This is a genomic window from Pseudomonas sp. FG43, from assembly GCF_057809175.1.
Genome location: NZ_JBMDJL010000036.1, coordinates 1 through 13,120, shown reverse-complemented (window position 1 = coordinate 13,120; position 13,120 = coordinate 1). Strand labels below are relative to the sequence as shown.

The window sequence follows — 13,120 nt, the reverse complement described above, 5'->3', positions numbered from 1 at the left end:
GGGGGCTCATGGGGCTGAAGCCGAGGCTGAGGGGCACCGTGGGTCCGCACAGGTGGTTGGCCTTGAGTTCGGGCAGGGTAATGACGCAGGTGTACTGGCCGGTGCGAGGGTCGACACCGGCCTGGAGCGCGCTGAGAAAGTTGAAGGCGTTGGAATGGACAGTGGGTGTGGGCATGGAGAAATCCCCGGCAGGCAAATGAAGGCATTGTGATTGGAACAACCATTACGGTGTCGGCACGGCAGAACGCTCGATTTTCACGCACGAAAGCTTTCCACCCACCTGCTCATCCACCCTGCTGAAAACCAGCATCACTCCCGGCACGACAACCGAACCAGGCGGCTTTTTGCCGGCCTCTTCGATATCGATACCTTTTTCCATATTGGTGGGCTGCTGTATGGTTTTGAAGCGGAACGAAAAGTTTTCGTTATCCGTACAATTGGGGGAGTCGTGGAATGAAAAGAACGTCGCCGATGGCACATTTTCCAGCTTGAACCCATAGGCTTCATCATTATCACAATCCAGTGAGTCATTCTGAAAGTTGATGGTGGACGTAACAAAAGGAATACTGCAGTTAATCGGGTAAGTGCCATCTCCAGCCTTCTTGTTCAAGATCACTAACTGCCCATCGGCGTCAGCAGCCTGTACCTGTGAAATATGGCCGGTAATGGAAGCACACAGGGCCATGACCGAGATCAATGGCAGAAGTTTTAACACGCGCCGCGTCATGACAATGATTCCTGTTATAAGCATTTTATAAAACTGCCTGCATACTTTAAAACCAGAGAGTATCAGGCAGAAAAAAATAATACTGTGACTGATGCTAGCAGCCGTTGAATGGCTGGCAACTGGCATTTCTACCAGTAGACAATTGACAGAAGACGGCGGACATTCCTGCTCATGCGCCTTACATGCATTTACAGCAGATGACACTATGAATGGCTACAACATGAATGAGTCCTCAAATGCATAACCAGGATAAAAGGCGATATCCCTCATGATCGGGAGAACATCATGGCTCTTTCAAATGTCACACAGACAACGTCCATAGGCGGCGATTCGCGAGATACACTGCTGAACTGGTTAAAGGAAAACCCCAAGACCCACGGCTGGGATGCTGTCGTGGTTTATAACCGGGGCCGGGCAAATGCGTTATTGATCCAGCAATATATAAAAAAGCTGACTGCCGAAAACTACCTCGCGCCTATAGACGGCCAGATAGAGGGAGCAGGTGAAAAGCTGAAGTTCTTCGGCATCCAGTTAGGCCTGCCCCGGCTTTCATTCGAAAACGCCGATATCGAGCATTCGACAGCCCGGGTGACTCAAGCGATTACCGCGGGGCTGGCCATTCTGCAAAGCGAACCGGCCGGCGGCTACAAGACAGTCCATTCGATCATGCGGCCCAATGGTGCGACAGGACCAACGTTATGGATGGATGTGGACCTGCTGAGCGCGCCGGGTGACGTCACGAAAGCCGGAGAGGTACAGATTGATCTCACAAAAATGACCAGTCTCGATACCGACCTGTTCTCTGACAAGGCAAGCGCCATCCATGCAAAAGATTTTTTCATCAAGCGTTTCAAGGAAAACCCGGAACTACAGGTTTATACCCTGGGCGCCCTGGACAAGAGCGCAGACTCCACTCTGGCCCCGCAAAACTTTGTCGTCCGCACCCAGCCGGCACCTGGCGCCACCAGCAGGGCAGCTCCCAATTATGGCGACGGCGCCGTGGTATTGCTGGTCACTCTGAAAAACGGGACGGACGGTCGAACGCCCACTGTAAATGGGGACTTCAGGTATCTGATCCCCAATGATGAAAACGGCACCCGGTATTCAAGTGCTGTACTGATCTCAAACAACGTCTTGTTCAGCAAGCTCATCACCAATCACTTGAATTCAGTACTGCCCGGGAAAACCCTCACCCCGAAAACGCCGACCGATGGGCAGGGAAAACCGGGGCACATATACCTGGAGTACACACAAGGAGCGATAACAAAGCCTGACTACACATTTGTATGCAATGGTTATTACAGCAACTACATAGTCACCGCCAGCACTCCCCTGATCACCATTCCTCTGGCGGGTGCAACCTTCAAAGCCGGTCACGATGCCATCGACTTCAGCTGGGTTAATAAAACGTTCCCCATCAGCATGCACTATCACAACACCCGAGGTGAACTGAGCGATACACACTCCGATGAAACAGTGACCATTCAGACAAACCTGAACCTGGCTTCAACACTCAGCATCTACCCTGACACCGGCGTCATACACTTTGAACAGGAAGACGTGGTCGATGAGCAAATCGAAATCGATATGCCAAGGAATCATTACGCACAGAACCTTGATCGTTACATGAATGATTTGCGCAACGTCATCAAGGACAATCTTTTTGAATTCACCAAAAGTCTGACGCTTCCCGATATCAACACATTCCTGTTACGCAACCTGCTATTTCCCGACAATAACCTGATGGTCCTGACAGACGCTCACGTCCCCGGTGATCTGGCTGTCTTCGGCAATGTCAGCCCTTCCCTGACCAGTTTCGTGATAGAACCCGAACAGGCCGTCCTGAATCCCGGGAGCACCCGGACATTCAGAGTCGAGCCCGCTGCCACAGTGACCTGGAGCGTGCAAGGCTTGCCGGGGGACAGCCACCCCGTCGGCTCAATCAACGATCAGGGCGTGTACACCGCCCCCACTGCGCAAGAACTTGAAGGCCGGGAGACTCAGCAAGTCATCATTACCGCCACCGGCACAACAACACGGGGTATGGAAGCGTCCTCTTCGACCCTTGTATCGATTATCACCCAGACCATTACCCTGAACCCGGTCTTTTCGGTAACCGAACCTGAAGGCAGCCTCCAGTTCACCGTCGCAATAGCGGATGAAAGACCGCTGCAATGGGCCATGAAAGACCCAGGCCAAGGCGGCAGGCTGGAACCTGAAACAGGCCTGACTACGACCTATACGGCCTCACCGCTTCAGGTTTCAGGCATGTTCACTCTGGAAACCATTCAGGTGACTGACGATCAGGCCAACATGGGGCAGGCCCACGTGCTGGTCCTCAACAGAGCGCTCGGCGGGCAGGTAGACGTGGATTTTGCCCAGGCTGCGAGTGGCAAGGTACAACTGAGCTTCCTGAAACAATACGGTGCCGATCTTACTCCTGTTCCGCCAGAGAAACTGACCTGGACATTGCTGGCAGGCACAGGCTCCGTGGATGCCTCAGGCCTTTATACCGAACCGCAATATCAGGTCACGGGATTTGCCTTGATTACCTGCGCATTTGCTCGCGAACCAGACTTCGAAGGCGCGCCTATATCCGTCGATTATGGATACACCGTCATACCACTCCCCTTGCCGCAATATTCCGGCACGACAATGAAATACCCATAAACAAGGGAACTAGAAAGGCCACTGGTATTTCTGCCAGTAGACAACTTTCACAAGACCGTAGAGATTCTTTACCGCACAGCGAAGTTTGCACGAACTTATAACAGGTATCGTTTTGTCCGACGACAGCAGTCTTTAGTCATTAAATGCATAACCTCCCCGGAAGGCGACACTCTTTATTACATGGAAACCATCATGACTCTTCCAGACGACACACACATAAAGGCTGTAGGCGGTAAATCACGAGACGCTCTGTTGACCTGGCTACAGCAAAACCCCAAGACCCAGGGCTGGGACGCCATTGTGGTTTATAACCGTGGGCGGGCCAATGCGTTACTGTTGCAACAATATATAAAAAAACTGACCTCCGAAAACTACATGTCTCCCATCGACGGGCATATCGAGGGAGAGGAAGGCTCAAAACTTAACTTCTTCGGCATTCAGTTAGGCCTGCCCAGGATTTCTTTCGAAAATGCCGATATCGAGCACTCCAAAGCCAAGATTACTCAACCCATTACCGCAGGACTGGCCATTCTGAAAAGCGAACCGGTCGGCGGTTACAAAGGCATTCATTCCATCATGCGGCCCAATGGAGCCGCAGGGCCAACGTTATGGATGGATGTGGACCTGATCAATGCACCCGGCAACGTAACAGATGCCGGAGTCGTACAGATTGATCTCTCAAAAATGACCGCATTCGATACCGACCTCTTCTCGGACCAGGTAAGCATCATCAATGCAAAAAACTTCTTCCTTGAACGCTTCAAGGAAAAACCGGAGCTGCAGGTTTATACCCTGGGTGCCCTCAACACAAGCATGGACACCACACTCACCCCGAAAAATTTTATCATACGTACCCAGGCGGCACCTGGGGCCAAAAACCGGGCAGCACCCAACTACAGCGACGGCGCCGTAGTGTTGCTGGTGACATTGAAAGGCGGGACTGACGGTGGCGCCCCTACCGAAAACAGCGACTTCGAGTATCTGATTCCCAATGATGAAAACGGAACCAAGTACTCGAGTGCTGTACTGCTTTCAAATAGAGTCCTGTTCAGCAAGCTGATTCTGCCAGTGCTCAATCAACACCCCAATATGACTTACGAACTGAAATCACCCACGGATGAAGATGGCAAAGCTTTACACTTATATGCACAAGCCTTGAAAGAAAACTATGTAAAACCGGCGGGCACAGTATTTACAAGCTCCTCTGACGGACACCATAGCACCTTGAGATTACTGGAAGACGCTGTCATTAAAGTCACGGAGGAAGCCCCCTACTCCGGTGTAGTATTAAAGGCCCAGAATAACACTCTTCACGTAGAGTGGAATGCCCATAACACAAGCGATTGGAACCAGAAAGTTGATGTCAATAACGGCAACGATACGGATGTCAACGGCCAGTTTGAATTCAATCTATATACCAAGACAGACATGACACCTGAAGTAGATCCGATTACCAGCGCCATCCAGTTTTCGACGACCGTAAGTGCTGAAACCGGGAGCAGTATAGGCGACTATGATTGGCTGAATTTTTTCGGTTTCGATCATCGAGCCGTATTTTTTAGAACATGGTACGAAAAGCTGAACGAGCATTTCTTCAACCATATTGCCAACATCAAGATCCCCGACATCGACACATTCCTGTTACGAAATCTCCTGTTTCCCGACAGTAACTCAATGGTCCTGACAGACGCTCATGTACCCGGAGATCTGGCCATTTTCGGCAATGTCGACCCTTCCCTGACCAGCTTCGTGATAGAACCCGAACAAGTCATTCTGAATCCGGGCAGCACCAAGACATTCAGCGTCGCACCGGCAGCTACCGTGACCTGGAGCGTGCAAGGTTTACCAGGGGACACCAGCCCCTTCGGCTCGATCACCAATGAGGGCGTCTATACCGCACCTACAGTGGCGGAACTTCAAGGCAGCGACTCCCAGCAGGCAATCATTACCGCGACAGGCACAACAGCACGAGGTATTGCGGCCTCGTCTTCAACCCTTGTCTCCATTGTCAGCCAGACCATTTCCCTGAATCCGATCTTCTCGGTAACCAAATCCAATGGCGAACTGAGCTTTACCGCTGGAACTCTTGATGACAGGCCACTGAAATGGGCCATGAAGAACCCGGCCCAAGGTGGTCAGTTGAACCCCACTACGGGCAAGAGCACAACCTATAAAGCCTCTGCCGACAACTCGACAGATATGTTCATCCAGGATGTGATTCAAGTGACTGACGATCAGGGCAACATAGGCCAGGCCGAAGTACTGGTGATCAACAAGGTACTGGGCGGACAGGTAGAAGTTGATCTGGCCCAGGCGGCGCAAGGCAAAGCCCAATTGAACTTCATGAAACAATACGACAGCGGGCCTATACCCGTTCCGCACAACAAACTGGTCTGGGCATTGCTGGGGGGCACAGGCTCGGTGAATGAACTGGGTGTCTACACCGAACCACAGGAAAAACTGCCGGGGTTCGCCATCATTACCTGCACATTTGCTCGCGAGCCGGAATTTGAAGGCGCTCCCATACCCATCGATTACGGATACACCGTCATACCACTGCCCTTGTCGCAGTACCCGGATATAGGCAGGGCATACCAGTAAATCAGGAAGCGTGAATGGCCACCGCACTTGGTGGTGGCCGGGGACAAGGAGTCAATCGAGGTGTGACATGGCAAATTCACTGAACTCACTTTTACAGGCACTCAAAGGCCGAACCAATACCCTGGGCTGGGGGGCAATCGTGTCCTTCAACCGTACCAAGGCCAATCACCTTCTGGCGCAACAACATATTGCGCGGTTCAGTACAGACAGCTTCCTGCCCGCGATCCGCGGAACGGTGCAACTGGAAGGGCCTGAAACCCTGGAATTGAGCGGGATCATTCTGAGTGCTCCACGCCTCTCGTTTGAAAATGCATCACTGAAAGACTCCAGGGCACGCCTGAATATGGATATCGTTGGCGGCACGGTCACTCATTACAGCAATGCCCCTGGCTCTCCGACGCGAGCGCTCTCCAGTTTCAATATTTCCGAACAGCATGGTTACCGCTTGAACGCCGATATCGAACTGAGAAAAGTGGTGGGAGGCATCAACAAGAACTCTCAAGTCATTCTGGATATCTCGAAAGCCACAGAATTCACGACCAATCTCGTTGAGCTGGGCGTCAGCCCGACGCTGATAGGCGGCTTTTTCAAGGCAAGGTTCGACTTGCTACCGGCAGAACAGCAAATCTATTCACTGGGTTTGCTGGACTTCAATGCCGATGACCTGTTGGCTCCCAAGGACTTTTATATCCTGACCCAGGCAGCGCCTGAGGGAAAAAATCTCAAGTCGGACAGTTATGGCGATGGCGCTGTAGTGTTGTTTGTTCGCACCAAGAACAACTTTCACGACGGAATATTACCGGTAGATGAGAGCACATTCCCTTATCTGATCCCCGATGACAAGGTGCCGGGCGAGGATCGCTCAAAGTACTCAGGTTCGTTATTGATCGCCCGCCAGGCGATCATGCACTGGTTTATAGCACCCTATATAAAAAACCTTGTAGGTCGCGGACTGAATCTGGATGTCGAGGATGAAAACGCCGATTATCAACTGAAAGCTGTCGCAGGTAGTTATTCCGTCGGCAAAATTGATGTAACGACGGAAAGCTGGCCACACACCTACCACTTCATCAAGGAAGACCTTTCATTCACGTTCATTAACAACCTGACGATCTACATAAGACCGGATTTCCGACTGGCACTCAAGTGGAGTGGCAACTCAATCGAAACCTTTCGCATCTGGAATGAGCAGGTGGGATGGTGGGACAGTGAATATGATACCGATGCTGAATTCACTTATAACCTGGACCTGATCTTTGATACGGTCCTGGATCCTGTTACCAACACTGTCCAGTTCGAGCGTTCGGATCAATCCGGTTCCTCTTACGAGCTTTCTATCCACAAGACCTCCATGGACCCTAAAAATCTTATCGAAAAAGCGGCCGACGTATTAGCGCAGACCATGGACGTCATGCTCAACCTGTTCAAAAAAATCGATATTCCTGAAATAAATTTCTTCGGCATCAGCCATCTGCTGTTCCCGGAACACAATGCCCTGATCCTGAAAGAAGCCCACTTGCCCGGCGACCTGGCCATGTTCGGGGAAGTCGACCCGGCCCTGACTTCGTTCAGCCTCAAGCCGCTTTACACGACGGTCAAAACCGGTGACAACCTGCAGTTTGAAATTATCGAACTGCTCTATCGCGCACGGGCTGCCAATATCACCTGGAGTGTTCGCGACATCGATGGCTCGCGCTCCCAGGGAGTCATCAATACAGGAGGCTTGTACACCGCGCCTTCGGTCGGGCAACTTGAAGACAAGACCACCCGTAACGTGGTCACCGCCACTTACACCGATCCCGAGACAGAGGCAATGCGCACAGCTTCGGCACTGGTGGTGGTCGTCGCCAGCTCCATGGCAATGACCCCTGCCCTGCATGCCATAGACCTGCGCTCCCCTCGTGCTGTCACGTTCAAGGTCTCGACCCTCAGCGGCAACCCGGTAACCTGGGCTCCCCTGCCCCCCGAGCAAGGAACGCTTTCGGCCAACGGCCATCAAGCGACCTATACGCCCCCAACCACCCTGCCCTCAGGCAAGTTTCTACCGGTAACCCTTGAGGCAATTGATTCCGGCACCCAGGCCAGGTGCCCGGGTACCGTGCTGCTGATCAATGGCGTACTGCCCATGGATGTCAGACCCGCCTTTCATCCGGGGCTTGCGCCATCCGCCTCTTTACATATGTCCCTGCCAGGGCAGAAGGATGAGGCCAGCAGTGTGCAATGGAGCGTGGCCACTGGTAATGGCAGCATCGATGCAATGGGCAACTTCAAGGCACCGGATGTGATCACCCAGCCTTATACGGTCATTCAGGGCAGCTATTTCGATGGCGTGGGCACCCAATCAGGTTATGGGGTCATTCATTTATCCGAAATCGCTCCGCGAGCGAAATGGGTGCGCCTTGAAGACTTCACCATCAAGGCACAATCCGGGTCGGTAAAACTGTTTGCCAATGGCCTGGAACAAGTCAAGGTCCGGGTGGCAGTCAAGCCGTTCGACGAGCAGGACATAGAAGTGCCTCTTACGCCCTCCGAACTGAATAGCATGCGGCTGATCGTTGCTGACACACTCAATGAACTGCCTTATATCGGTGAAAAAGGTATACCCGCCGATGCGCCCGAGGGAAAACAATGGGGCGTCAATGAGTCCAGAAACGCTTATCTGTATTATCCCCCTGACCCCACCCGAACCAGTGAACCACAGGCTCTGGATGGCAGTGGCAAATCTCTGTATATCCAGACACGCAGCCCGCTACCATTAAAAATAGCCGTTGCCTTGACCCGCGCCGATCAGGCCGAATTCAATTCGACTGAACAGGATGGCTCCGAAGAAAAACACAACATCATAGAAATCACACCAAGAACCGTGCCCAGCTATGCCATAGAGAGTTATGAGTTTGAGCACGTCCGGGTGGTGGGCGAAGCAGACAATGATTACAACCTCAACACCATTGATTACTACTACCTGAGGTTCAAACAGTCCGTCCAGAATATAAAGTTCGTCACCGTCGAGTTTGACAGCACCGCCAGTATGGTTCAGTGGGAAAGCCGTCAATATGCGGAGCTCATGGGCAGTTACACCGGCTACGCACTGCCCGGCAGTAGAACACTCTTGTTTGAACCATTATTGATGCAGACCATTGAACCTGAGTTACGCCCAAGCCTTGATGTCATTCCCGGCAAGGAAGCGCCTCTGGGGGCCGTCTTGATCAGCCTGCATCGGCGTTCAGACTTTGCGTTCAACAATAACAGTGACTTTGACCAGCCGATGAAACTGAAGCTGATTGATGAGTACGGGAACCTGCACAAACTTACCGTGCGATTCAAGTCCCCGAGCGACCGTAATGAACTGATGATCATTGCAACCAATTGATCGCGCGCTCCTGCCCTGTCGGGAGCGCCGAAAAAACAACATCAATTAACGGAGTAAGCATTCTCTATACCCTGCTTGCTCCTGGGTGAACACTGTCAGATCAGTCGTTGACCGGCCTGTCTAACAGCAGACAACCACCAGGGTCACGAAGAGTTCTGCTGACCTGCTACAGCAACAAGGAGTCATCGAGGTGTGATATGGCAAATTCACTGAACTCACTTTTACAGATACTTAAAGGCAGAACCAATACCCGAGGCTGGGGAGCGATTGTGTCTTTCAACCGTACCAAGGCCAACCATCTTCTGGCACAACAGCATATCGCGCGGTTCAGTACAGACAGCTTCCTGCCCGCGATCCGCGGCACTGTGCAACTGGAAGGGCCTGAAACCCTGGAACTGAGCGGGATCATTCTGAGTGCCCCGCGCCTCTCGTTTGAAAATGCATCACTGAGGGACTCCAGGGCACGCCTGAATATGGATATCGTTGGCGGCACGGTCACTCATTACAGCAATGCCCCCGGTTCTCCTGCGCGAGCGCTCTCCAGTTTCAATATTTCCGAACAGCATGGTTACCGCTTGAACGCCGATATTGAACTGAGAAAAGTGGTAGGAGGCATCAACAAGAGCTCTCAAGTCATTCTGGATATTTCAAAGGCCACAGAGTTCACGGCCAACCTGATTGATCTGGGCGTCAGCCCGACGCTGATAGGCAATTTCTTCAAGGCCAGATTCGATGAGTTACCGACGGAACAGCAAACCTATTCACTGGGGTTGCTGGACTTCAATGCGGATGACCTGTTGGCCCCCAAGGACTTTTATATCCTGACTCAGGCAGCCCCTGAAGGAAAGAATCTCAAGTCGGACAGTTATGGTGATGGTGCCGTGGTGTTGTTTGTTCGCACCAAGAACAATTTTTACGATGGCACGTTGCCGACAAACGAGAGCGAGTTTCCTTACCTGATTCCCGATGACAAGGTGACGGGCGAGGAGCGCTCGAAGTATTCCGGCTCGTTGCTCATTTCCCGCCAGGCTATCATGCACTGGTTCATTGCTCCCTACATGAAAAGCCACATTGAACGCGGGCTGAACTTTGAGGTAAAAGAAGATACCGGGTCAACAGGTGACTATCGACTGATTGCGATTGCTGGAGAGTTTGAAGTAGAACCCATCGACATCCAGTACGATCATGGCAGAGAAAACTTCCACTTCATAAGAAACGATCTGCATATCCCCTTCTCACAAAAGCTATCCATTTTCGTCAGACCTGACTTTCGCCTTGCACTGGAATGGAATGGAACCAGCACTGAAGTATTCCACTATTGGGATGATATCGCCGGATGGTGGGACGAACACAAGGATGTCAATGTCACCCTTGAACATACGCTTTCGATTATCTTTGACAACCAACTGAATGCCGTTGAAAACACCCTGAACTTTGTACAGTCACCGACTTCCAGCCAGAGCGTAAATATCAGCATCGAGGGTGAAGAAGCTCTTTATCAACCCCTGATGGAGAAAGCAAGACAAGCCCTGGTTAAAATCTTGACGCAAATACTGGATACTTTCAAAACCATAGACATCCCTGAAATAAATTTCTTCGGCATCAACCACCTGCTGTTCCCGGAACACAATGCCCTGATCCTGAAAGAAGCCTACTTGCCCGGCGACCTGGCCATGTTCGGGGAAATCGACCCGGCCCTGACTTCGTTCAGCCTCAAGCCGCTTTACACGACGATCAAAACCGGTGACAACCTGCAGTTTGAAATTATCGAACTGCTCTATCGCGCACGGGCTGCCAATATCACCTGGAGTGTTCGCGACATCGATGGCTCGCGCTCCCAGGGAGTCATCAATACAGGAGGCTTGTACACCGCACCTTCGGTCGGGCAACTTGAAGACAAGACCACCCGTAACGTGGTTACCGCCACTTATACCGATCCCGAGACAGAGGCAACGCGCACAGCTTCGGCACTGGTGGTGGTCGTCGCCAGCTCCATGGCAATGACCCCTGCCCTGCATGCCATAGACCTGCGCTCCCCTCGTGCTGTCACGTTCAAGGTCTCGACCCTCAGCGGCAACCCGGTGACCTGGGCTCCCCTGCCCCCCGAGCAAGGAACGCTTTCGGCCAACGGCCATCAAGCGACCTATACGCCCCCAACCACCTTGCCCTCAGGCAAGTTTCTACCGGTAACCCTTGAGGCAATTGATTCCGGCACTCAGGCCAGGTGCCCGGGTACGGTGCTGCTGATCAATGGCGTACTGCCCATGGATGTCAGACCCGCCTTTCATCCGGGGCTTGCGCCATCCGCCTCTTTACATATGTCCCTGCCCGGGCAGAAGGATGAGGCCAGCAGTGTGCAATGGAGCGTGGCCACTGGTAATGGCAGCATCGATGCACTGGGCAACTTCAAGGCACCGGATGTGATCACCCAGCCTTATACGGTCATTCAGGGCAGCTATTTCGATGGCGTGGGCACCCAATCAGGTTATGGGGTCATTCATTTATCCGAAATCGCTCCGCGAGCGAAGTGGGTACGCCTTGAAGACTTCACCATCAAGGCACAATCCGAGTCAGTGAAACTGTTCGCCAATGGCCTGGAACAAATCAAGGTCCGGGTGGCAGTCAAACCGTTCGACGAGCAGGACATAGAAGTGCCTCTTACGCCCTCCGAACTGAACAGCATGCGGCTGATCGTTGCTGACACACTCAATGAGCTGCCTTATATCGGCGAAGAAGGTATACCCGCCGATGCGCCCGAGGGAAAACAATGGGGCGTCAATGAGTCGAAAAATCCTTATCTGTATTATCCCGTCAGCTCTTCCATCGCCAGCGAACCACAGGCTCTGGATGGCAGCGGCAAATCTCTGTATATCCAGACTCGCGGCGAAACACCATTAAAAATAGCCGTTGCCTTGACCCGCGCCGATCAGGCCGAATTCAATTCGACTGAACAGGATGGCTCCGAAGAAAAACACAACATCATAGAAATAAAACCAGAGCCCATGCCCACTTACGCCATAGTGAATTATGAGTTCGAGAGTATCCGGGTAGTGGGTGGGGAAAATAATGATTATGAACTCAACACGATCGATTATTACTACCTGAGGTTCAAACAGTCCGTCCAGAATATAAAGTTCGTCACCGTCGAGTTTGACAGCCCCACCAGCATGGCACAGTGGGAAAGCCGTCAATATGCGGAACTCATGGGCAGTTACACCGGCTACGCACTGCCCGGCAGTAAAACATTACTGTTCGAGCCTTTATTGATGCAGAGCATTGCACCTGAATTACGCCCAAGCCTTGATGTCATTGCTGGCAATGAAGCACCTGAGGGCGCCGTCTTGATCAGCCTGCACCGACGCTCAGACTTTGTCTTCGACAACGAAAGTGATTTCGTCCAACCGATGAAGCTGAAACTGATTGATGAATACGGGAACCAGCACAAGATTACCGTGGAATTCAACTCGCCGACTGACCGTAACAAACTGAAGATTACTGCCACCAACTGACGTAGTTCCTAAACACTATAAGAGCCGATAAACCGACCGTTTAGCGGCTCTTGTCTGGAGATTTCTCCATGCCCACACCCACTGTCCACTCCAACGCCTTCAACTTTCTCAGCGCGGTCCAGGCCGGTGTCGACCCTCGCACCGGTCAGTACACCTGCGTCATTACCCTGCCTGAACTCAAGGCCAATCACCTGTGCGGACCCACGGTGCCCCTCAGCCTCGGCTTCAGCCCCATGAGCCCCC

The 13,120-nt window shown here is 52.3% G+C and carries 5 protein-coding genes; 4 read left to right on the top strand and 1 reads right to left on the bottom strand.

The features are described 5' to 3' along the window. Positions 1 to 223: 223 nt before the first annotated feature. Positions 224 to 727 carry a hypothetical protein gene (locus ACODS3_RS26435; RefSeq protein WP_489036998.1) on the bottom strand — a complete coding sequence of 168 codons (504 nt, stop codon included), beginning with the start codon at positions 725 to 727 and terminating at the stop codon, positions 224 to 226. 285 nt (positions 728 to 1,012) lie between these two features. Here ACODS3_RS26435 and ACODS3_RS26430 point away from each other — a divergent pair, with 285 nt between their 5' ends. From ACODS3_RS26430 to ACODS3_RS26415, 4 genes are all read left to right on the top strand, one after another. Then, positions 1,013 to 3,397: a hypothetical protein gene (locus ACODS3_RS26430; RefSeq protein ID WP_489036996.1), complete on the top strand. Its 2,385-nt coding sequence runs from the start codon at positions 1,013 to 1,015 to the stop codon at positions 3,395 to 3,397. 192 nt (positions 3,398 to 3,589) lie between these two features. Beyond that, positions 3,590 to 5,998: an immunoglobulin domain-containing protein gene (locus ACODS3_RS26425; RefSeq protein WP_304576167.1), complete on the top strand. Its 2,409-nt coding sequence runs from the start codon at positions 3,590 to 3,592 to the stop codon at positions 5,996 to 5,998. Between the two features lie 67 nt (positions 5,999 to 6,065). Beyond that, complete coding sequence (locus ACODS3_RS26420) at positions 6,066 to 9,368, top strand: hypothetical protein (protein WP_489036993.1); 3,303 nt, start codon at positions 6,066 to 6,068, stop codon at positions 9,366 to 9,368. A 269-nt stretch (positions 9,369 to 9,637) separates the two neighbouring features. Continuing rightward, entirely contained in the window at positions 9,638 to 12,877 is a 3,240-nt protein-coding gene (locus ACODS3_RS26415; protein WP_489036991.1) for a hypothetical protein, read from the top strand. Positions 12,878 to 13,120: the final 243 nt, after the last annotated feature.